General features: G+C 40.7%; 21 protein-coding genes and 1 pseudogene. 11 read left to right on the top strand and 11 right to left on the bottom strand.

Features of this window, described 5'->3' with window-relative positions; translation table 11 throughout:
* Positions 1 to 84: 84 nt before the first annotated feature.
* The gene (psaX, locus tag ACQFX9_RS28270; RefSeq protein WP_103140841.1) at positions 85 to 219 is read left to right on the top strand and encodes a photosystem I protein PsaX; all 135 of its coding nucleotides are present in this window, start codon (positions 85 to 87) and stop codon (positions 217 to 219) included.
* A gap of 84 nt (positions 220 to 303) precedes the next feature.
* Here the strand turns inward: psaX and ACQFX9_RS28265 are convergent, their stop codons facing one another.
* The gene (locus ACQFX9_RS28265) at positions 304 to 1,170 is read right to left on the bottom strand and encodes a branched-chain amino acid ABC transporter permease (protein WP_427159833.1); all 867 of its coding nucleotides are present in this window, start codon (positions 1,168 to 1,170) and stop codon (positions 304 to 306) included.
* A 192-nt stretch (positions 1,171 to 1,362) separates the two neighbouring features.
* Between ACQFX9_RS28265 and hrmK the strand changes: the two genes are divergently transcribed.
* Entirely contained in the window at positions 1,363 to 3,138 is a 1,776-nt protein-coding gene (gene hrmK / locus ACQFX9_RS28260; protein WP_427159832.1) for a hybrid histidine kinase/response regulator HrmK, read from the top strand.
* 122 nt (positions 3,139 to 3,260) lie between these two features.
* Entirely contained in the window at positions 3,261 to 4,076 is an 816-nt protein-coding gene (gene larE, locus ACQFX9_RS28255; protein ID WP_427159831.1) for an ATP-dependent sacrificial sulfur transferase LarE, read from the top strand.
* A 181-nt stretch (positions 4,077 to 4,257) separates the two neighbouring features.
* Here larE and ACQFX9_RS28250 read toward each other — a convergent pair.
* Positions 4,258 to 5,316, bottom strand: a pseudogene (locus ACQFX9_RS28250) (transposase); the annotation flags it as partial.
* An 11-nt stretch (positions 5,317 to 5,327) separates the two neighbouring features.
* Between ACQFX9_RS28250 and ACQFX9_RS28245 the strand changes: the two are divergent.
* Positions 5,328 to 5,570 (top strand): hypothetical protein, encoded by a 243-nt coding sequence (locus ACQFX9_RS28245; protein ID WP_427159696.1) that lies wholly within the window; start codon positions 5,328 to 5,330, stop codon positions 5,568 to 5,570.
* 139 nt (positions 5,571 to 5,709) lie between these two features.
* On the opposite strand, the gene ACQFX9_RS28240 is transcribed toward ACQFX9_RS28245, so the two are convergent.
* Both ACQFX9_RS28240 and ACQFX9_RS28235 read right to left on the bottom strand, forming a co-directional pair.
* Positions 5,710 to 6,072, bottom strand: coding sequence for a DUF4864 domain-containing protein (locus tag ACQFX9_RS28240; protein WP_427159830.1), 363 nt, complete (start codon positions 6,070 to 6,072; stop codon positions 5,710 to 5,712).
* 28 nt (positions 6,073 to 6,100) lie between these two features.
* The gene (locus tag ACQFX9_RS28235) at positions 6,101 to 7,228 is read right to left on the bottom strand and encodes an SGNH/GDSL hydrolase family protein (RefSeq protein ID WP_427159829.1); all 1,128 of its coding nucleotides are present in this window, start codon (positions 7,226 to 7,228) and stop codon (positions 6,101 to 6,103) included.
* 428 nt (positions 7,229 to 7,656) lie between these two features.
* Here ACQFX9_RS28235 and ACQFX9_RS28230 point away from each other — a divergent pair, with 428 nt between their 5' ends.
* A complete protein-coding gene (locus ACQFX9_RS28230; RefSeq protein ID WP_103139438.1) occupies positions 7,657 to 7,851 on the top strand; it encodes a hypothetical protein in 195 nt (64 codons plus the stop codon).
* Positions 7,852 to 8,215: 364 nt separating this feature from the next.
* Here the strand turns inward: ACQFX9_RS28230 and ACQFX9_RS28225 are convergent, their stop codons facing one another.
* Together ACQFX9_RS28225 and cynS are read right to left on the bottom strand one after the other, a co-directional pair.
* Positions 8,216 to 9,025 (bottom strand): DNA-methyltransferase, encoded by an 810-nt coding sequence (locus ACQFX9_RS28225; protein ID WP_427159828.1) that lies wholly within the window; start codon positions 9,023 to 9,025, stop codon positions 8,216 to 8,218.
* 121 nt (positions 9,026 to 9,146) lie between these two features.
* Positions 9,147 to 9,587: a cyanase gene (gene cynS / locus ACQFX9_RS28220; RefSeq protein WP_427159827.1), complete on the bottom strand. Its 441-nt coding sequence runs from the start codon at positions 9,585 to 9,587 to the stop codon at positions 9,147 to 9,149.
* A gap of 203 nt (positions 9,588 to 9,790) precedes the next feature.
* On the opposite strand from cynS, the gene ACQFX9_RS28215 reads away from it, so the two are divergent.
* Both ACQFX9_RS28215 and ACQFX9_RS28210 read left to right on the top strand, forming a co-directional pair.
* Positions 9,791 to 10,057 (top strand): ribbon-helix-helix domain-containing protein, encoded by a 267-nt coding sequence (locus ACQFX9_RS28215; protein WP_427159826.1) that lies wholly within the window; start codon positions 9,791 to 9,793, stop codon positions 10,055 to 10,057.
* 161 nt (positions 10,058 to 10,218) lie between these two features.
* The gene (locus ACQFX9_RS28210) at positions 10,219 to 11,310 is read left to right on the top strand and encodes a hypothetical protein (protein ID WP_427159825.1); all 1,092 of its coding nucleotides are present in this window, start codon (positions 10,219 to 10,221) and stop codon (positions 11,308 to 11,310) included.
* 1 nt (position 11,311) lies between these two features.
* On the opposite strand, the gene ahcY is transcribed toward ACQFX9_RS28210, so the two are convergent.
* The gene (gene ahcY / locus ACQFX9_RS28205) at positions 11,312 to 12,589 is read right to left on the bottom strand and encodes an adenosylhomocysteinase (RefSeq protein WP_427159824.1); all 1,278 of its coding nucleotides are present in this window, start codon (positions 12,587 to 12,589) and stop codon (positions 11,312 to 11,314) included.
* Positions 12,590 to 12,699: 110 nt separating this feature from the next.
* A complete protein-coding gene (locus tag ACQFX9_RS28200; RefSeq protein ID WP_427159823.1) occupies positions 12,700 to 12,918 on the bottom strand; it encodes a hypothetical protein in 219 nt (72 codons plus the stop codon).
* Between the two features lie 161 nt (positions 12,919 to 13,079).
* On the opposite strand from ACQFX9_RS28200, the gene ACQFX9_RS28195 reads away from it, so the two are divergent.
* The 3 genes from ACQFX9_RS28195 (at position 13,080) to ACQFX9_RS28185 (ending at position 16,767) form a co-directional block, all read left to right on the top strand.
* On the top strand, positions 13,080 to 14,714 hold the full coding sequence (locus ACQFX9_RS28195) for a mechanosensitive ion channel family protein (RefSeq protein ID WP_427159822.1): 1,635 nt from the start codon (positions 13,080 to 13,082) through the stop codon (positions 14,712 to 14,714).
* 214 nt (positions 14,715 to 14,928) lie between these two features.
* Positions 14,929 to 15,777 carry an S-formylglutathione hydrolase gene (fghA, locus tag ACQFX9_RS28190; RefSeq protein ID WP_427159821.1) on the top strand — a complete coding sequence of 283 codons (849 nt, stop codon included), beginning with the start codon at positions 14,929 to 14,931 and terminating at the stop codon, positions 15,775 to 15,777.
* A 198-nt stretch (positions 15,778 to 15,975) separates the two neighbouring features.
* Positions 15,976 to 16,767 carry a Tab2/Atab2 family RNA-binding protein gene (locus ACQFX9_RS28185; RefSeq protein WP_427159820.1) on the top strand — a complete coding sequence of 264 codons (792 nt, stop codon included), beginning with the start codon at positions 15,976 to 15,978 and terminating at the stop codon, positions 16,765 to 16,767.
* A 117-nt stretch (positions 16,768 to 16,884) separates the two neighbouring features.
* Here the strand turns inward: ACQFX9_RS28185 and hemB are convergent, their stop codons facing one another.
* Positions 16,885 to 17,904, bottom strand: coding sequence for a porphobilinogen synthase (hemB, locus tag ACQFX9_RS28180; protein ID WP_427159819.1), 1,020 nt, complete (start codon positions 17,902 to 17,904; stop codon positions 16,885 to 16,887).
* A 59-nt stretch (positions 17,905 to 17,963) separates the two neighbouring features.
* Here hemB and ACQFX9_RS28175 point away from each other — a divergent pair, with 59 nt between their 5' ends.
* Positions 17,964 to 18,107 carry a hypothetical protein gene (locus tag ACQFX9_RS28175; protein WP_427159818.1) on the top strand — a complete coding sequence of 48 codons (144 nt, stop codon included), beginning with the start codon at positions 17,964 to 17,966 and terminating at the stop codon, positions 18,105 to 18,107.
* Positions 18,108 to 18,183: 76 nt separating this feature from the next.
* On the opposite strand, the gene ACQFX9_RS28170 is transcribed toward ACQFX9_RS28175, so the two are convergent.
* Together ACQFX9_RS28170 and ACQFX9_RS28165 are read right to left on the bottom strand one after the other, a co-directional pair.
* Positions 18,184 to 18,678 carry a hypothetical protein gene (locus tag ACQFX9_RS28170; RefSeq protein ID WP_427159817.1) on the bottom strand — a complete coding sequence of 165 codons (495 nt, stop codon included), beginning with the start codon at positions 18,676 to 18,678 and terminating at the stop codon, positions 18,184 to 18,186.
* 167 nt (positions 18,679 to 18,845) lie between these two features.
* The gene (locus ACQFX9_RS28165; protein ID WP_427159816.1) at positions 18,846 to 21,014 is read right to left on the bottom strand and encodes a pentapeptide repeat-containing protein; all 2,169 of its coding nucleotides are present in this window, start codon (positions 21,012 to 21,014) and stop codon (positions 18,846 to 18,848) included.
* Positions 21,015 to 21,044 lie beyond the last annotated feature (30 nt).

Genomic DNA, 21,044 nt, shown 5'->3' with positions numbered 1-21,044 from the left:
ACAAATATTTTTAAAGAATTTTGATAAATTGTCTCTCTATTTGGTATTTCTGAAACAGTCATGACATTTTTGGAGTATCCCACAATGGCTAAAATCAAAAACCCCGCCGTTGCTCAAACTGGTGCTAAACCACCCTATACTTTCCGTACAGGTTGGGCATTATTGTTACTAGCTGTTAACTTGTTGGTAGCGGCTTACTACTTCCACATCATCGAGTAGTGGGGTTGGGCATGGGGCTTAGACAATAGGGTATGAAAAAGAATAACCAATGCCCTGTTTGCCCTGTTTGCCCAATGGTGTTGCTCACATCGTTCCTTTAAATAAACCTTTGGGACGAATGAGCAACACCACAATCATGATTAAAAGAGCAATACCTTGCTTATACTGTGAACCCAACCAAGGGGTACTAGCCTCCTGTACGATACCAATAATAAAAGCTGCGGCGATCGCACCGTAAGGATTTCCAATCCCTCCTAAAATGACCGAGGCGAATAAAGGCAGAATTAAAAACCATCCCATATTCGGGCGTACGGCTGTCAGTAAGCCATACATACTACCACCCAAGGATGTTAGTGTGCCTGCAATTACCCAAGTCCACAACACAACGCGATCAACATCAATTCCTGACACTTTCGCTAAATCTAAATCATCCGCCACAGCCCGCATCGCCTTGCCGATTTTGGTATTTTGCAGCAGATAATGTAAGGCTAAAATTACCACCACTGCCAAAGCCAAAACTAGAATTTGATTTTCCGTAACTTTCAAACCCAAAATATCTAACGCTGGAGCAATAGGTAAATCATAATTTTGATTTTTACCACCCCAAATCAAAATTACGCCATTACGCAAAAACAAAGCCAGTCCAATGGAGATAATGATCAGTGTTGTGGAATTAGCACGAATAGAGCGCATTTTTGACCACAATAATTTTTCTGATAACAACATAGCCAAGACTGTACCTACAGTTGCTAACACCATAGACAGCCAGATATTTATGCCCAAAGAATTGGCGAATAATGTCAAATAAGCACCCAAAGTTAAAAAATCACCATGAGCAAAATTTGACAACCGTAATATCCCGTAAGTGAGTGTTAATCCGACTGAACCTAAAGCGATAATGCTTCCTACAGCAATGCCATTGACAATAAGTTGAATAATTTGTGTATCCATCAGTTTTTATCTAAAAAAGTCAGTTAAGATTCATGTGTAATGGTTAATTTCAAAATAATGTTTTTAGCTATACGGTGATTATCGACACTAATCAGTTATGATTTATCGACATTAAAGAATTGTGAGCTAATATACATAGCATCCTATTCGCAATTTTTGCGTAACTAAACTTGTCCCACGGTCTGGCTGACCATGCAGCAGTATTCAAGCTTACCAGAACACAACTCACAGGTAGATGCCACAATCCCACAACTTCGGGCTGAGTTATGGCTGGAAAGCCGCTTGAACCAGCTACAAATTCGCCTGAATGATTGTCTGCTAGCGATAGTTAAAGGTGTCGTCACCAAAGACAATCCCGCAGCAGAAATTTGGCAAATTATGGTGGATGAAATTGGCGCGGCTTTAAACAGTGGCGGCGTAACTGTTGCTGTGTGCCAACCGCAAGATACAGTTGGTAAAGTTTACTATATTTTTTGTCCACCATCTGTGAAATCTCGTCCGTCAGTGGCGAAGTTAACACTGAAAAATGGGAAACAACTAAACTTAGAATTAGAAGCAGCAATTCCACTCAGCGATTTACAAGATTTAACAACTCAACAACCGCCCCAAGCTTGGAAATTATCTGACGAAGCAGTCGGGTTGCTGGGGTGGTTAGTCATAGGTACAAACAAACCCAACGCCCAAACGAAAGTTCTCACCGATGCGCCCACCTTACGGTTTATCGAAAAAGCCGTTCAGCAGTGTATACAAGCATGGGTTCACTGTCAACATCTACAAAGCTTACAAGAGCGATCGCAGCATTTCCACGACTTAAATCAAGAACTACAACGGACAAATCAACTTAAAAATCAGTTTTTAGCCAACACTAGTCACGAAATTCGCACCCCATTAAGTTCGATTATCGGCTTTACTCACTTACTTTTAGCCCAAGGCTACGATCCCACCAGAGAACGCCACCGCGAATATTTAAACATCATTCAATCCAGTGGGAAACATCTTTTAGCTTTAATCAACGATATTTTGGATCTGTCCAAAATCGAAGCTAATCAGCTAGAAGTGCAGTGGGAAAAAGTCGATGTACCGGAATTATGTCGAAATATACTCACACTAGTGAAAGAAAAAGCTGGTAACAAGGGTTTGAAGTTAACTTTGGAAATCGATCCTCAAGTCATAACCCTAGTTGCTGATCCTTTACGACTCAAACAGATGCTTTTGAATCTGCTCTTTAATGCTGTGAAATTTACTAGCAAAGGCACTGTAGGTTTAAAAGTGATACAACAAGATTCATTAGTGCATTTTACAGTTTGGGATACAGGCACAGGGATATCCCCAGAACATTTATCCCTACTTTTTCAACCCTACTTTCAAATTCCTAATTCTTCACCAGGGCAATATGAAGGTACTGGTTTAGGTTTAGCGGTAACTCAAAAACTAGCAGCAATTCATCAAGGTTATATTGAAGTAGAGTCAGAAATTAATAGCGGTTCTCGTTTCACAATTACTTTACCACTGAAGCCACAAGGATCAGTTCTCCCTCCAGAAATCCAAGAAGAAGAATCGCCAGCATCTTTACAGCCCTTACCCATCATTCCCAGCACTTGTAGAGACATTTTACTAATAGAAAATGATTTACCTAATGGGCAAATGATGCAAATTCATCTGACGAAATTAGGCTATCAGGTAACTTGGGTAAAAAACGAGCAAGAAATGTGGGATGGACTCAACCACAAGCAGCCAGCTGTTATCTTAATGGATATACGCCTACCCGATAGCAACGGACTGGAGTTAATCCAACACTTACGGACTAACCCAGAATATCAGCAAATCCCCGTTATAGCCCAAACAGCCATGGCCATGAAAGGCGATCGCGAAATCTGTCTTGCAGCAGGATTTAACGAATATATCTCCAAACCCATTGACTTATCACTCTTAGCTGATTTAGTAGCAAAATACATTCAGGCCGATTAGGGATTGGGCATGGGGCATTGGGCATGGGGCATTGGGCATGGGGCAGAGGAAGAAAAACTAATGACTAATGACTATTGACTAATGACTATTGACTATTGACTAATGACTATTGACTACCAATCATGCTGACAGAAAAACTAGAGAAACTGAAACTTTTATTTACAGAGATGGGACAGGCTTTAATTGCCTATTCTGGGGGTGTTGATAGCACTTTAGTCGCTAAAATTGCCTATGATGTTTTGGGCGATCGCGCTTTGGCTGTGACGGCTGTTTCACCTTCGCTGTTACCAGAAGAATTGGAAGACGCGAAAATTCAAGCCGCAACGATTGGGATTCGGCATCAGATTATTCAAACCCATGAAATGGAAAATCCCAATTACACCGCTAACCCCGTAAATCGTTGTTATTTTTGCAAAAGTGAACTGCACGATCACCTCAAACCCTTAGCTTTAGAGTTGGGTTATCCCTATGTGGTGGATGGGGTAAATGCCGATGATTTACACGATTACCGCCCAGGAATTCAAGCCGCCAAAGAAAGAGGCGCGCGATCGCCTCTAGCAGAAGTTGGTGTCACCAAATTAGAAGTCCGACAACTTTCCCAACATTTAGGTTTACCGTGGTGGGATAAACCAGCCCAACCTTGTCTGAGTTCCCGTTTTCCCTATGGTGAGGAAATTACCGTAGCTAAATTACAACGCGTCGGTAGAGCCGAAATTTACCTACGCAAACTAGGCTGGCAAAATTTGCGCGTCCGTTCCGAAGGCGACACGGCACGCATCGAACTAGCACCAGAAAAAATCAAAGATTTCGTCTTGATGACAGACTTACAATCTATAGTCACCGCCTTCCAAGAATTTGGCTTCCTCTACGTCACCCTAGACTTAGAAGGCTATCGCAGTGGCAAATTAAACCAAGTCCTCAATCGAGTGGGGAGTTAGTGCTGAGTGCTGAGTGCTGAGTAATGAGTAATGAGTAATGAGTAATGAGTAATGAGTAATGAGTAATGAGTAATGAGTAATGAGTAATGAGTGCTGAGTGATGAGTGCTGAGTGATGAGTAATCTCACATCTTGCACCTGGAAATATGAATGTCAAAACCACAACTACGTGCAAGAGGAGTGAGGCGTTCAATGTTAAGTAAAAGAAGATACACTACTAATTGAGGGAAAATAGATTCAAGAGCTAGTTGTGCAGCTTGACCCCAATCAGGTGGTGATGCTGACTGAGTATGCAGATAACTCCAATGGGCTATGAGATAAGCAGTGAGAGAAAGGATAAGCCAACGATACATACCCAGCAGAGTTCCTTGCCCAAAGCGATGTAAACCAAAACGGTGCTTGGCGGTTTTGAACCATCCCTCAATCTGCCATCGACGCTTACCCCACCATTTAAGAGTAGAAGCTTTAATCGGGCGAGTAGATAAAATAAAACGTTTTTCTAGTTTGCCATTATCGCGTTTTAAGTAATACCAAGAAACAGTAACAGGAAAGCTTAACCCAAACAGATAAACCTGTTGCCCTTGCTGATGTAAGCGTCTTAAAAGTCTACCATCTGCTAATTTACGGCTAATAGATACACCAGTAATAGCATGATATTTCAGACGACGTACACCCTCAAGAAATTCTATACTGCCAAAGGCCGTATCAGCTAAAATAATTGTCTGGAAATGTTGAGTTAAAGATTGCGGTAAACGTTTCACGAGTTTCAGTCCTAGCTTTGCAGGGGAAGGCGTTCCCTTACCTCTCCAAACCCTAAAATTCCAAGGGATACGGCATCTTCCAATTACCAAATAAACCACGACCAGATGCAAACCGCGTTTACCATTGTAGACTCTGATTAAATCACTAAACTCTTGAAATTTACCTCGTTTCTCTAAAGTCGTTAGGTCAATTATTACTTGTAAAAAGGGTTTTCTTCCTTTAGCAGATGATGCTAAAACCTTGAGTACTGTTTGTAATGCGGTGGAACGAACAACACGAATCATCTCCCTAGTTGACCAAGGATTGATATTGAGAAATCGGCTGATTGCACTTGGAGATTTTGTTTGACTGTGTTCGGGTAATGGGTGTCCTTGTGCCTCTAAAAATAATGCCAGCATAGCTTCTAAATTATCTTTCTGGTACTGCGTTGGCATCAGTTCTTTCAGGCTATAAACTAGTTTTTGGGCGTGGGCAAGCATTAATCAGTGCTTTGTTTAATTCAAGTATTTCACGCCTTTTCTCTCATGTTTTAAGTATCAAAGGCAAACATATCCATGTCTTCGGCGAAAAAGTAACCGCCGACGCGGAAATCTTACTTTCTACGCAATATTACGGCATTTACGTTCTATTTATAACTAAATTTACTTATCTATCCTTATTTGAATCTTGTTATAGTTTTGTGCTGTCTATTGGCTTTCTACGGGTATCTACGTTAGGTGCAAGAAGTGAGTAATGAGTGCTGTTACCGGTAGCACGGCGTTTAGCCGATGTTGAGTGCTGACTAATGACTAATGACTAATGACTAATGACTAATGACTATTGACTAATGACTAATGACTATTGACTAATGACTATTGACTATTGACTAATACCTAAATAGTCTCCGCCTCCACAGAAACTAAAATACAGCCGTTAATCTTCCAAGATTCATCCTGTTGCTTTTCCATGAAGTATAAGGCTCTTAAGGGCTTACCGTCTGGTGCTAGTAATAAAACCGGCTGAGTAATGTTGTCTTGAATGGTGGTGATTTTCTCAAAAAATACTGAACGGGGGCGGTAGACGGCTGGGTAACTTATACTTACCATCCGCATAAAATTATCTGCATTTTGGAACTGCTCTCTAATTCCAGGACTAGCAAGGGCGAAAGCAGTTTGAGCATCATCTTTTTGAAATGCTTCTAGTTGTCTTTCTATAACGGAGCGTATAGCAATAAAATCGTTATCGGTAGCTTCCATAAATCTGCTATTTAATCGCCTAAAATGCTCAGTTTCTTGTTTGAGAAAGTTTGAATTCTACTTGTTGGAGGGCAAATCGCCATACATCATAACCATCAGCAGACAAATGTATGCCATCTGTAGTTAAATCTGAGCGTAAATTGCCGTCTGCATCGGTAAACCAGTTATGAATGTTTAAGTAGTTCACTCCTTCTTGTTTAGCAATTTGAGCGATTTTGACGTTAAGCTGACGAATACGACTATTAGAGATTGTGGATACATTAGTCGGTAGAATAGATTGCACAAATATCTGCGCTTTGGGGTGATTTTGCCTTAAGCTACGCATCATGCGGCGGTGATTTTGCAAGATGGTTTCATCGCTGACACCTTTTCTGAGGTCGTTAATCCCAGCCATGATATAAATTGCTTCTGGGCGAGTTTGAGAAAATGCCCCTAATCGTTTCACTATGCCGCCAGAAGTGTCGCCAGATATGCCCTGATTTAGCCATAATTTACCTGTGGGCAGTTTTTTCCTGGGAAACCACAGACTCAAGGAATCACCCACTAAGATACTGAGACGATTTTTACCTTGACCTTGGGCGATCGCTTTCGCCTCTAAAGCTAGTAAACTTTTCCAATCTTCATAGGTTAATTGCTGTTTTCCCTTGGATTCTGCAAATTCTGGCTCAATGTCGGCACGGGTGTAAATCTGACCTGTTTTCAGTGCTGCCAGTCTTTGATAGTAAAGTTGATTGCCAGAAGTTAACAGTAAATTTACTGGTTGATGACTGGGATTAAATAATAAGTCTATTGATATTGATAAATCTTGTTCAGTTAAAAGTTTCTTCTCACTAGCCCTTGGCTCAGAAGCTTCAGAAGCCGGTAAAATTTGGCTGCTGAGTTCTGGTAGGGAAAAATTCAGCAGTTGAGACAACAATTTTTGATTTGTTTGTGGTTGTAAATTTGCTTCTGTTTGTAATAATTTGCTGCTAAATTCTGGAGTTGATACATCAGGTTTGAGGTGATGCTGGGCATCTGTGATTGTCTGAGAGTCTTGTTTTGTAAACCATTGGGAATTATGTTTATCCGGCGATTTAATTGACAATTGTGGAAAAGCTGATGCCGGTATTGCCAATCCTGTTAACAAACCTACTGCCAACAGATAAGAATCCCTCATCGCTGTTTCTCTCCTCTTATTAGTGCTTTTCCTTTTGACAGTCTTAATTGTCCGTATTCAGGAAATTTTACGGTGGTTAAAATATCATTCTTATGTATAATGTATATTTCTGTAAACCGGGTTAACGATATTATCTCTGACAATTTACAAATTCTTTAAAGCGTATATTTTCTAGTATATAGATGAGATCCTCGGAAAACCTCATATCCCGTTGATGAAGTAGCATATTTTTGGATATCAATACTCCTAGATGATATTTCTGATTTTTGTTATTAAATTTACAGTATAAACTATTGCAATATACGTAAATTCCTGCATTGCAACATTTATTCACCTGTTCTGACATATTTAAATTCAATTCAATTGATGAATAAGCTGGTAATAAGTGCTAAGATTTATGCGAAGTAATCGTTTTTCCCTGTAATTTTGTGGCTAGAGCTAGTACCGCAATTGGTGTCAGTCCAATTATTAAAGAGATAGTGCAGAAACAAGCACATTCCACCCGTTTAACTCTCAAAGAGGTAATTCTCATGGGAATGTTAGCGATAGATAAGCTTGATGATCAAAGTCGTCAAGAATTAGCAGATAAAGTCCATCAAATGCAAGTAAATGGTGAAATCTAAATCTGCTGACTAAAGTTAATAGTCCCTATTACACAGCCCATATAACAGCAAAAATTTATCATCGAGAAAACAGCAGTTAAAATCAAGCATGATTTGGTGTACGATTTTCACACCTTAAATCAAGCAAGAGTTTCCTAAATTCTTGTCCACTAACTTGTCCATTCTTTTGAGCCTCCGAGTTTTAGATTTTAAATTTCGGATGATGTAATTGAATTTCAAGTAAGGGCGGCTTTGAGAAAATATCTGTTTTTCTAACGTGAATGTCTCTGATCACCCGCCCCTACAAATCTAAAATCGGTTGACTGCTGAATTATAAATTCTTGCTGTTATTTAAAATAATTGCCATTAACTAACTGACTATTAACTAATCTTCAAATCGATAACGACTTCCCACAACATAATCCTGATTTATCTCACATGAAATCCATCGACGCTGTAAAGTTTCAGCAACAAACCCAGTAGTATTAGAGCCGGCAAACGGATCTAGCACTAAATCACCCTCATCAGTCAAAAACTTGATGAAGAATTCCGCAAACCCTTGGGGAAATCTGGCTGGGTGGGGTTTAATTCCGGCTGCTTTACAGCGTCGTAAATAAATACTATTAGATTCAGTGTTAGCAATTTCCAATAAATTCGGCGGTATCGCGCCTTGGTTATCTTTTTGGAACTTTTCAGAAATCTCATGTCCACTAGGACGAATTTTTGCTTTATAGCCATTTTTGAGTAACCGCTTCATACTGTGGCTATAGGGTTTCAATACCTTTCTGTTATCAGCTTTGGGGTGTGGCGTTTTAGATAACCACCAAACAACGTTTACCGCATCTTTGACACGAATCCTTCTAATTGTCACCCATTCGGCGGGGGTGGGTAATCGTGCCGGGTTGTAGTGATAGAATTCCTGGGCGAGAAAAAAACCGACTTCCTGACATAATCTGACTAAAAGTTCATATTGGTAAATGCTGCGTACAGGATTACCAGGAAGATAAGCACCGCCTAAATCGAGAACAAATGAGCCATTTTCAGCTAAAACACGTTTAAATTGCTGCGCGAAAGGTAAAAACCATTCAATATATTTATCTGCACTGGCGTTACCGTATTCTTTCTGGCGTGTTAAAGCAAATGGTGGTGAAGTCAGAATTAAGTTAATGCTGCTGTCTGGGATAGTGGTAATCATTTCCAGACTATCCCCTAAATAGGCTTGTCCGTGTTGTTGTTTGTAATAGGGCGAAAAGTCGATAATTGTTCTGGTTGTTGTTTGTGGTGAATTTAAGTGATGTGTTGAGAGTCTTTATAGACTACCACTTTTTGTAGGGTAAAAATTTACCAGACATAGTAATTTTAACGCGATCGCCTTTCGGATCTGCTTCCTTTTCTACATCCATAGTAAAGTCGATAGCACTCATAATCCCATCACCAAACTTTTCCTGAATTACGTCCTTGAGTGGAAAGCCATAGACTTGCATAATCTCATAGAAGCGATAAATCAGAGGATCAGTCGGAACAACAGGCCCCAATCCCTTGACTGGGTATGCAGTTAACTCTGGCAGGTAGACATGGCCTAAGTCAAGTGCATCCAAAATTAACTTAGCCTCTTCCTCAGACACACTAGCTTGACGGTAGAATACAGCAGCAATCCAGACTTCATCACGACCTAAAATTTTTTCTAAATCTACAAAACTGATTCCTTTTTCTTTCTTAGCTTCGAGTAGCGTCTGTGTAATTTCAGGGATAGACATACAATTGCTTCTTGAAATACTTCGTAGTAGGTTTCTTGACGAAGTTTAAATCACAAAGGCTATTTTGTAAATAAATCTCCACAACCTAGAAAGCATGAAAATAACTTTATATATATGAACCTTACTTATGTAACACTAAGGCGCAAAGATTCCAAGCAAGAGAATTATCATAGAATATATAAATGCCCAATCGCATAATAGTTATGAATATCCAAATTCAGCCGGAATTAGAAAAAATTATCCAAGACCAAATTGCTACAGGTAGATATGCTAATGCAGAAGATGTGATTAGCAAGGCTTTAAAATTACTTTTAGAGTGGGAAAAAGGTTATCAAGACTGGGTAGATGAAACAAGAGATAAGGTGAATGTTGCTATTGAGCAATTGGATAGAGGAGAAGGTATGGAAGGGGATATTGTAATTGAAAACATGAGAGAGAAATTACGGAAAGCAAGAGATGTGCAAGGATGAAAAGACATATTATTTCTCCTGAATTGAGTCGAGATTTATTATAAATAATTTATTATTTTGTATACATTATTATTTTTTTCTAAAATGTAAGCATAAGCATAAAATATAACATATATTAATGCTTTCTTGTAAAGGATATTTTTATTACTTATGTTTTTACCATGAACAACCCACTTGTAACAGGTTTAAAAATTTATATTGAAGATTTTTGTTGTAATAATTTCACGTTAAAGATAATAAATAAAATTTTTTCTGATGCTGGCTTTACTAGGGACGAATCTATCCAAATTGTAAATCGTCGTCCCCTTGTAAATTCTTTTCTTGATGCAGAAGAATGGTCAAGTTTACTAACAGTCGAAAAATTAATTAAAGTTATAGAAAGTATATTATATAACCCTAATTTATCTAATGAAGAAAAAGATGATTTTCGCTTTAATCTGCAAAACTTTGGTTTTCAACTAGATGGAAATAAAGTCATTTCCCAGCCAATTATTCCCAAAGAAATATCATTTAAATCACAGTTCCCTCTTGGCTTACCATTTGGTAAATTAAAGCCGGGATTAGCCATAAAACTTAATAATGGTACTCAGATATTAAAATTTGAATGGGAAAATGGTATCGGTATTATTAATTTCGATGTTTATCCGGATTTGACTTATCAAAAATTAATAAGTAACTTCAACATGGTATTAGGAACTGATGAAAATTTTAAAATATTCTTGCGGAAAGCAAATCAAACTAAATACGAAGAACAATTTTTTTTATATTATGCTAATTTTTTTAAAATGACTAAAAACAATGTACCTTTTCTCATACCTCAAGCATGGATACAGTGGCATTCACAGTCAAAAAAATCTTTAAATTCTAAAACATCTCTGAATAGTAAAGATATATACAGAGTGGATTTTGTAGCATTCTGGAAAAATAAAAGATTTGCTATTTTTATAGACGATATCAGTCATTATGCTACTCCTATTCGTAGTATAAATGATGGACGATGGTTAGCTAGTGAAGAAGAGTATTCTAACAACTTACGACAAGATAGAAAATTAATGATAGAAGGATGGAATGTGATCAGATTTAGTAATTGGGAAATCAAACATAAAGAATCATTGAATCAAATCATGATTGATTTATCCGAATTAATAGATTTTGAATTTAAAATTCATTTTGCTTTTTTTGCGTTTTTGTATGAGCAACAAAAAAGGGATAAGCCCGAAAGCCTATCCCTAAAAAAATCAACTAATCAATAAATTAAGTTCCAGATTGCCAAGAATTGATGTACTCAATTTGCTCAGGGGTCAAGCTATCAATGTAAATACCTAAAGCTTGCAACTTCAAACGAGCAATTTCTTGGTCTACTTCAGTAGGAACTGAATGTAAGCCAGGTTGTAATGTACCTTTGTTTTTCACTAGGTATTCACAAGCTAACGCCTGATTCGCAAAACTCATATCCATAACTGCGCTAGGATGTCCTTCAGCCGCAGCGAGGTTGATTAAGCGACCTTCACCCAATACAATCACGGATTTACCACTGGGGAGTTGATATTGTTCTGTGAAGGGGCGGACTTGTTTGACTTCGGTGGCTTTGCTAGCTAAGTATTTCAGGTCAAGTTCAATGTCAAAGTGACCAGAGTTACAAACGATCGCACCGTCTTTCATGACCTCGAAATGTTCACCACGAATGACGTGCTTGTTACCAGTCACAGTAATGAACAAATCGCCTTGGGATGCAGCTTCCGCCATTGGTAATACACGGAAACCATCCATTACTGCTTCGATGGCTTTGATGGGGTCGATTTCGGTGACAATCACGTTAGCACCTAAACCACGGGCGCGGAGTGCTGTACCTTTACCACACCAACCGTAGCCAACGACAACTACAGTTTTACCAGCTAAAAGAATATTTGTAGCGCGGATGATACCGTCTAGGGTAGATTGACCAGTACCGTAACGGTTATCAAAGAAATGCTTGGTGTCAGCGTCGTTAACGTTGACTGCGGGGAAAGTGAGAACGCCATCATTAAACATGGCTTTGAGGCGCACAATCCCAGTGGTTGTTTCTTCAGTAGTACCAATCAAATCAGCGATTTGATGTTGGCGTTCTTGTACTAGGGTAGCTACTACGTCACTACCATCATCAATGATGATATTGGGACGGTGATCTAAAGCGATTTGGACGTGGCGATTGTAAGTTTGTGCGTCTTCGCCTTTAATCGCAAATACAGGAATTTCGTAATCTGTGACTAAGCAAGCTGCTACGTCATCTTGAGTTGATAAAGGATTACTCGCAATTAACAGCGCGTCTGCACCACCAGCCTTGAGCGCGATCGCCAAATGTGCTGTTTCAGTGGTAACGTGGGCGCAAGCTACCAAACGTAAACCAGCAAAGGGTTTTTCTTTGGCAAAGCGATCGCGGATTTGCCGTAATACAGGCATTTCGCGTCCAGCCCATTCAATACGCTGTCTTCCCAAGGGAGCGAGGCCGAGGTCTTTAACCTCGTGCTTTAATCGGGGAGATGTTGCGGTCATTAAACTAGTTTCCTCAAAAAAAAGTAACGAGAGATACGTATTTTTACACGCACCCTTCTTGAGTATGCCACGACTCAGGAAATTTGGCTGTAATTACCAAATACCTAGTTTTAGCTTCCCTGAACTAGACTGACGGTGGATAAGCTCCCTGTCAACTGCATCTTTGGCTTTTTTCTTTTATCTTTATTTTTGGTAAGAATATTACGAAGTTTTCTCTGGGGATTGGGGATTGGGGATTGGGGACTGGGGATTGGGGACTGGGGATTGGGGACTGGGGACTGGGGATTGGGGATTGGGGACTGGGTGGAATTAACTTCCTCTCTCAGCACCGGCTAAACGCCGCGCTTCCGCTAACAGCACTCACTACTCAGCACTCAGCACTCATCACTCAGCACTCACTACCCAGTCTTCTATCTATGGATAGGTACAATTACCGAATTTAATCGTAGAGAATTCTTCAGGATTCGATAGAAAATTAGGAGGTGTTTGAGTGCGCGTTAAATTTTTGGCGATCGCAGGTGCAATGGTTGTTTCTGTTGCATTTGTACCAAAAGCTACAGCCCAGATTCCTCTTTTACCTCAACTGTCAGTTTCTGGCAGTGTGAGTAATGAGAATAGTGACAGAACTGTTGCCGACTGGGTATATTTAGACGGTCGCCGATTGTTTCAAATATCAGCATCCAAAAGCGATTTTTCGGCTCGTTCACAGAATATTCAACAGAATTTAGCGGAAATTAGCCGCACTTTCTTTCAGTCTAAGGATAAACAAGTTAAGGTAGATACCAGAACTATCAATGGGCTACCAGTAATTGAAGTTAATGGTCAATATCTGATGACGGTTACTACCGCAGATGCTGCACTACAACAGGTAGATCCGTCAACATTGGCTAATCAAATTGCACAAGATTTAAAAGCAGGGTTAGAACAAGCTAAACAAGAACGACAACCCCAATTTCTCATCAACCAAGGTCAGATTGCTGCGGGTCTTGGAGTAGCGATGCTTGTAGCTAGTTGGGGTGTGTATAGTTGGCAGCAACGAACTAAAAAACATCGCGTGATTCCAATTCCACGAACTTCACCAGATACGCAAAACATTACTACTCAACTCAATCAGCAGCAGCATCAGCATTTGCAAGAAGTTAAAAAACGGTTGTTTCAAATTGCTCAAGCTGGAATTTGGAGTGGCGGCGGTTTTGTGATGTTGGGTTTATTTCCCTATACACGCATACTGCAAGTAGGGATTGTCACAGCTGCTCAAATTCCTTTGAAAATAGGTCTGGTTTTACTAGGAACTTATGTAGTTACCCGTTTGAGTTATGCTCTGATTGACCGTTTGACTACCGTCTTGGTAAGCAGTGGTGCTTTACTCAACTCAGAAACTTCTGAACGTCTACAATTACGAGTTTCCACATTTTCTGGGGTAACTAAAAGTATTGTCACCATTATCTGGGTAGGATTTGGCATTTTAACCGCACTCATTTTATTTGGTATCGATGTCATACCCTTGCTAGCTGGTGCAAGTTTAGTGGGTGTGGCGGTATCTTTGGCTTCCCAAAATCTGATTAAAGATGCTATTAATGGCTTTTTAATCATCGTTGAAGACCAATATGCTTTAGGAGATGTGATTGCTGTTGGTGATGTTGGTGGTTTAGTGGAAAATCTCAATTTGCGGATGACGCAAGTCAGGGATGCAGAAGGACGCTTGATTACAATTCCCAACAGTGAAATTAAAGTAGTGGCCAATCTTTCTAGCCGTTGGTCAAGAGCTGATTTAGTCATTCCTGTAGGTTATCAAACGGATATTGACCAAGCCTTGCAACTCATTAAAAATGTGGCTTTAGAGATGAATCAAGACATCCTGTGGAAACGTCAAATTATCGAAACACCACAAGTTTTGGGTATCGATAATTTCGGCGATCGCGGTTTAATGATTAGAGTATGGATTAAAACCCAACCCCTCAAGCAATGGGATGTCGCACGAGAATATCGCCGCCGTCTTAAAGTCGCCTTTGACCAAGCCGGAGTTCATATTCCCGTCCCCCAACAAGCAATCTGGGTTAATGACTCACAGTTGTCTAATTATCACGAAATACAAGTAATAGGTGACGGTAAGTCCAAATTTTAAACTAACCCCTCTCCAAACCTCTCCCCTGCAAGGAGATAGGCTTTAAAACCCGCATTTTTCGTTGATATTTTAGCTCTTTACTCCCCTCTCCGCATCGGAGAGGGGCTGGGGGAGAGGTCAAAAAAGACTCACGTTAATTTACAGATGCGATCGCTATTATTTTTTACAAGTCAAGTTAAACTCATTCATATTTTGAATGAAAACTGCTGCAATTATGAATAATCTTAATTTAATCTCTGAATATAAAAATTTTGACGGTCAAATCGGCTTTTATTCTCATCACTCTTCCAGCTGCAATAGTGAAATGCGTTTTGCTGTCTATCAGCCACCACAAGCTAGCCAAAACCCTGTACCCGTTCTCTATTTTCTCTCTGGTTTAACTTGTACTGAAGAAAATTTTATCGTCAAAGCTGGGGCGCAACGTTATGCGGCTGAGTATGGTTTGATGTTGGTTGCACCGGATACTAGTCCCCGTAACACTGGAATTGCTGGTGAGGACGATGATTGGGATTTTGGTAGTGGTGCGGGTTTTTATGTGGATGCGACAGAAGCACCTTGGCGATCGCACTATCAAATGTATAATTATATCGTGCAAGAATTACCAGCTATCATTGCTGCTAATTTCCCCGCACAACCTGAAAATCAAGGGATTTGCGGTCATTCAATGGGCGGACACGGGGCGTTAGTATGTGCAATGCGAAATCCTAATTTATACAAATCAGTATCAGCATTTGCACCCATAGTTGCACCGATGCGTTGTCCTTGGGGACAAAAAGCTTTTCAAGGTTATTTAGGTAGTAATCAAGAAACTTGGCGTGCTTATGATGCTAGCGAATTAGTACAGCAAGTTGGCTTTCACAGTTCAATTTTGATAGATCAAGGGACTGCTGATAAATTTTTAGAAGCACAACTACTCACAAATATATTTGCCCAAGCTTGTAAAACTGTTAACCAACCCCTAAACTTACGATATCAAGCAGGTTATGACCACAGTTACTATTTTATCGCCAGTTTTATAGAAGACCACATTCGCCATCATGCGATCGCTTTTGCTTTAATTTGAGGGACTGGGGATTGGGGACTGGGGACTGGGGATTGGGCATTGGGAATAAATTATTCTTCAGTAACCAAACTAATGAGAAACTCTAAATGAAGTTTTAAAGTGTATTTCCCCTACACCCTTACACCCTTATACCAAATTGCGAATTGCGAATTGCGAATTGCGAATTGGTATTACACCCCTATACCCCTAAAGCAACTCATGAGTTTGGTTTGGCAAGCTGATTTTTATCGTAGTCCTCATAAGGATGCCGCAGGTCATACTTTATGGGAGTTGTTAATTTGTGATTCTACTCGTAGTTTTGAATATACCGCTATCTGTCTTCAGTCTGAGGCTAACGCCAGTTGGTTAACTATGCAGTTTCAGCAGGCGGCTAATGGCAAGTTACCAGATATAATTCAGGTATTTCGTCCCCAATCCTTGAGTTTAATTGAGACGGCTGGGGAAAATTTAGGTGTCAAAGTTGTGCCTCATCGCCAAACTGTAGCTTTGAAAGAGTGGTTGACACAAAAGCAATATCCCATCGCCATAGATAAACCGCCGCCATTACCCTTACCGGAAAACCTTTGGGGGGAAGAATGGCGATTTGCGACAATTCCGGCTGGTGATCTTGTGGATTTATTTAGCGATCGCCCAATTCCCATTGTCTCTATGCCAGAATCTCTACAACCCCTAAATCTAGGTTTGGCATCAACAGTAGCAATTCCTGGTGTAGTGATTTTTGGTGGTAGGCGATCGCTCCGTTTAGCTCAATGGCTACAATCAGTAAATCCCGTCTCTCTTGAATATATTGCTGGTGCGCCAGATGGTTTAGTTTTAGAAGCAGGTTTAGTAGATAGATGGATTTTAGTAACTTTTGAAGACACAGAAGTTACCGCCGCCGCCAAAGTTTACGAACAGCGCAAACAGCAAAGTCGAGGGCTACATTTTCTGATAGTACAACCCGATGATTCCGGCATGACTTACACAGGTGTTTGGTTGTTACAGGAATGATTGGGGATTGGGGATTGGGAACTGGGAACTGGGAACTGGGAATTGGGAACTGGGAACTGGGAATCGAGCATTGATTAATATTATTACCCAATGCCCAATGCCCCATGCCCTATGCCCCTATTTCACGCCATACGCCAGCATCAAAGCTACTTCTTTAGCAAAGTAGGTCAAGATTAAATCAGCACCAGCTCGTTTGATGCTGGTTAAAGTTTCTAAAATAATTCTTTTCTCATCAATCCAGCCCATCTGTGCAGCCGCCTTAATCATCGCATATTCACCACTGACGTTATACGCAGCAACTGGTAGTTGTGTAGTGTTGCGGATTTGATGAATAATATCAAGATAGGCTAGGGCAGGTTTGACCATGACAATATCTGCACCCTCAACGATATCTAAATTGACTTCTTTTATAGCTTCTCTAGCGTTAGCTGCATCCATTTGATAGGTTTTTTTATCCCCAAACTTCGGTGCAGAATCTAAAGCATCGCGGAAAGGCCCATAATAAGCAGAGGCGTACTTAGCTGAATAGGCCAAAATCCCGACATGAATATATCCAGCAGCATCTAAAGCTTGACGAATTGCCCCGACTCTACCATCCATCATGTCAGAAGGTGCGACAAAATCAGTTCCAGCTTCAGCTTGTGACAGTGCCATTTTCACTAATACTTCCACCGTGGGATCATTCAAAATAATCCCTTGCTCATCGACTAACCCATCATGACCGTGAGTTGTAAAGGGATCAAGAGCCACATCTGTAATAACTACAATCTCTGGTATTGCCTGTTTAATGGCTTTGACAGTGCGCTGTACTAACCCATCGGGATTATAGCTTTCTGTACCGGTGTCATCTTTGAGTGATTCTGATATTACCGGAAAAAGTGCGATCGCATTAACTCCTAAATCAAACGCTTCTTTTACTTCCTGCAATAACAAATCTAAAGTATAGCGATAACATCCTGGCATAGAGGATACTTCGACTCTTTGTCCTTTACCCTCCATCACAAACACAGGATAAATCAAATCATTCACTGAAAGCGTAGTCTCCTGCACCATCCGCCGCAAAGCCGCCGTACGACGCAAACGGCGAGGACGATGCACTAGGATATCGTTTTTTAAAGGCGAATCTTGCACTGTCATAATATAACTTCCATGAGATTGATAACGATTATCATCGCATGAAAAGAAACTCACTCAAGGTGTCTAATACGGCAGATGGGGACTGGGGATTGGGGACTGGGGACAAGGTAGACAAGGTAGACAAGGTAGACAAGGTAGACAAGGTAGACAAGGTAGACAAGGTAGGAGATGAAAAAAACTGTTCCCTGTTCTCTAATGACTAATGACTATTGACTAATGACTCATGACTATTGACTAATGACTAATGACTATTGACTAATGACTAATGACTATTGACCACTAAAAACGCAACCCAACACCACCCTGAACAGAGACAGCCGCGCCGCCACCGTTACGATAGGCATCAAAAGCGATGATCGCATTACCAAAAAGTACGGTATTACTGTTGGGGACAACATAATCAACACCAGGTTGCAAAGCAAAACTGATTTTGTCACCTACAGGAGAAGCACTATCGCCACCAGTTAAAACTAAGCCAGCACCTAAATAAGCATCAGTTTGCCAATTGAGAGGCACATCATAAGAAACCGTAGGTACAACTGCTGTATTCTGACCTACCAAAGCTTGAGCGCGAAAAGAAATTGGTGCTTCTAAAAGTTTGTAACGAAAAGCCAACACCCCACCTACTTGTACACTATCGGTCAACCCAACGGTCGGCCCCACACCTACATAACTACCATAGGCAACCTGTGCTTGTGCTGACTGAGTATTAATAGTCAAACCCAATATTGAACTTATTCCTAAACCTGCAACTAAATGATGTATATATTTCATCACCCAATTCCTCACACCATCTGAGATTCTCCCAGTTTAATTGAATACTGATGCTCAAGGCAAAATCTTTACTTAATGGGGCATGGGGCATGGGGCATAGGGCATAGGGCATGGGGCATTAGGATAAATAAAATCTCTCCCATACCCCTAAACCCCTAAACCCCTAATTATGGACACCGAGGATGAAGACCGCCTTGGGTACAAATGTAGGCAATTTGTCTTGCGTCTAAATTTTTGGCTTGGGAAAAGTCTACACCTTTGACTACCGCCGAGACTGAGCCAACGTCTGGAGTTTGGACAAATTGATCTGAGGGGTCTTGTCTGTTGGGGGTGAGAATTGCGCCTTGGAAATCAGCACCAGCAACGTTTGCGCCTCTTAAATCAACTAAACTCAAGTCGGCGTTTTGTAAGTTAGCATTTTCTAACTGGGCAGATCGTAAAATCGCACCCGTCAGGCGTGTTGCTCTTAGGTTAGCATTGGTGAGGTTCGCTCTTTCTAAGTCTGCGCCTGATAGGTCTGATGCTTGCCAATCTGTTTTAGTGAGGTTAGCAAACGATAATTGTGTACCAATGGCAATCACACGACCCAGACGCGCACCATACAAATTTGCATCTTTAAATTTAGCATCTCCTAAGTCTGCCCCCGTCAAGCTGGCATTTTCTAGGACTGCACCGCGTAAATCAGCCCCGACTAACTGACTACTGCTGAGGTTAGCACCAACTAGGCGGGCATTGGCTAAATTGGCTCGGTTGAGGGTAGCACGACTTAAATCACTACCAATCATCAGGACACGGCTGAGATTAGCATCAGTGAAATTAGCCTGTTGCATCTGAGCTTGAGTTAAATCAGATACGACATCATCATAAGTGTCTAAACGCCCATCTTCGCCAGGACTACGGAAACGGCTACCTTTAAAATTAGCTTGGTTGAGATTGGCAGATTTAAAATTGATCCCTGACAGGTCAGTATTATCCAGAACTAAGCTAAAGAATGAACTACCAGGAGTACCACTTTGCCCTAATTGAACGCGACTGAGATCGAGATTTTGGGCTTTGCCACTATAAACACTGAGAATTTTATTGATAGTTTGTTGGTTAACTTGTAACCGTTTTTGCCTGATTTCTCGTTCTGGAGATGCGCTGTTGACGGACTGTAATTCACCCGCTAAAAACTGATTTTTGTTGTGTAGTTCAGTAATGGTGGGGATACCAATACTAGTGAGTGCTTGTTGAATTGTATCTATCAAGATGGGGTTAGTTTCATTGACCATCATATCGGTCAAGAACTGGATAGATTGCTGGTCATTAAGACTACCCATAGCCAAAATTAAGCTTTGGCGTTCTGAAATTGTCGCCCCAGAATCGGGACTCAATTGTTTGACTAGTGCCAAAAACTGTTGACTATTGATTTTTTGTGACTCCCGATGGCTTTGCTGACTTTGCAGATAAACTTGTGTACCGATTAAAGTCGCTAATACCGCCGTCATACTGGTCAACGCTACCCCAAACAAAGTTAAGTTGGGGTTTTGCTGCATCCGTCGCCACAATGAAACTAAATTGCTGTTGTCTGGAGTGATGGCCATTGCGGCTGTTGCTGATGCTTCACTTCCCTCTGGTACATTGGTGGAACTACCAGCAGCAGGTAAACTCCGTCCACTAACAGCCGCATCTGCTACCACTGTAGGACGATGAGCATCAATGACGTAAGTACCTGCTAGCCAGTCATGTAGTGCCTTGCGTCCTCGGCGTGAAGGTAAAGCTAAACCTTCGCCCAATATCATTAATACTGCTAGGGAAGTGAATAATCCTAAGTTGGGGAAAGCAAAGCTATAACGCCAGAGAATGTAGGCAATAGACATAGGTACAGTTAAGCGACCGATACCTTCACGGACAAATATAGCCGCTAAACCAGCGGGTGTTCCTTCTTCGTTGACGACTCGTACACCAAACCAACGTTTAGGTAAAGTGCTGCCGGTTTTGGCGAGTAAATATAATTGCCACCAAGAAAGAACAGTGGGGGCAATTAAAGCAATTGACCAGAGAATATTAGTTGGCGATGCTACATTGCGAATACCGTAGCTAGCAGGTAAAGCTAGAGGACGTGCGATCGCTCTTTCTGTTACTACTAGTACAGGGTTAAGTGGCACTCGATTGAGATCACTACGAGAGTTAGCGTATACACCCAAACCAAAAGGAACTAGTCCACTAGCCAGTAACAACGTCATTTCCACTGCCCAAGCAGCCAAGCGTCTTGTGACTAGAGAATTGGTTTTAGCTGTATTTTTAGTAGCGTTAGATTGATTAGTATTATTTTTTTTAACAATTGGAGTAGCCATTATATAGTTACCTGTGTATTTATTTTTATG

The sequence above is a fragment of the Aliinostoc sp. HNIBRCY26 genome, from assembly GCF_050235535.1.
GTDB lineage: Bacteria > Cyanobacteriota > Cyanobacteriia > Cyanobacteriales > Nostocaceae > Trichormus.
This window is presented reverse-complemented; position numbering and strand designations above follow the sequence as displayed.

Excerpts from the sequence above, each read along its gene's own strand:
- fghA (WP_427159821.1), top strand. The coding sequence starts at position 14,929 with ATGAATAATCTTAATTTAATCTCTGAATATAAAAATTTTGACGGTCAA.
- ACQFX9_RS28210 (WP_427159825.1), top strand. The coding sequence starts at position 10,219 with ATGAACAACCCACTTGTAACAGGTTTAAAAATTTATATTGAAGATTTT.
- psaX (WP_103140841.1), top strand. The coding sequence starts at position 85 with ATGGCTAAAATCAAAAACCCCGCCGTTGCTCAAACTGGTGCTAAACCA.
- cynS (WP_427159827.1), bottom strand. The coding sequence starts at position 9,587 with ATGTCTATCCCTGAAATTACACAGACGCTACTCGAAGCTAAGAAAGAA.
- ACQFX9_RS28165 (WP_427159816.1), bottom strand. The coding sequence starts at position 21,014 with ATGGCTACTCCAATTGTTAAAAAAAATAATACTAATCAATCTAACGCT.
- ahcY (WP_427159824.1), bottom strand. The coding sequence starts at position 12,589 with ATGACCGCAACATCTCCCCGATTAAAGCACGAGGTTAAAGACCTCGGC.
- ACQFX9_RS28265 (WP_427159833.1), bottom strand. The coding sequence starts at position 1,170 with ATGGATACACAAATTATTCAACTTATTGTCAATGGCATTGCTGTAGGA.
- larE (WP_427159831.1), top strand. The coding sequence starts at position 3,261 with ATGCTGACAGAAAAACTAGAGAAACTGAAACTTTTATTTACAGAGATG.
- ACQFX9_RS28225 (WP_427159828.1), bottom strand. The coding sequence starts at position 9,025 with ATGATTACCACTATCCCAGACAGCAGCATTAACTTAATTCTGACTTCA.
- hrmK (WP_427159832.1), top strand. The coding sequence starts at position 1,363 with ATGCAGCAGTATTCAAGCTTACCAGAACACAACTCACAGGTAGATGCC.
- ACQFX9_RS28240 (WP_427159830.1), bottom strand. The coding sequence starts at position 6,072 with ATGGAAGCTACCGATAACGATTTTATTGCTATACGCTCCGTTATAGAA.
- ACQFX9_RS28185 (WP_427159820.1), top strand. The coding sequence starts at position 15,976 with ATGAGTTTGGTTTGGCAAGCTGATTTTTATCGTAGTCCTCATAAGGAT.
- ACQFX9_RS28170 (WP_427159817.1), bottom strand. The coding sequence starts at position 18,678 with ATGAAATATATACATCATTTAGTTGCAGGTTTAGGAATAAGTTCAATA.
- ACQFX9_RS28215 (WP_427159826.1), top strand. The coding sequence starts at position 9,791 with ATGAATATCCAAATTCAGCCGGAATTAGAAAAAATTATCCAAGACCAA.
- hemB (WP_427159819.1), bottom strand. The coding sequence starts at position 17,904 with ATGACAGTGCAAGATTCGCCTTTAAAAAACGATATCCTAGTGCATCGT.
- ACQFX9_RS28235 (WP_427159829.1), bottom strand. The coding sequence starts at position 7,228 with ATGAGGGATTCTTATCTGTTGGCAGTAGGTTTGTTAACAGGATTGGCA.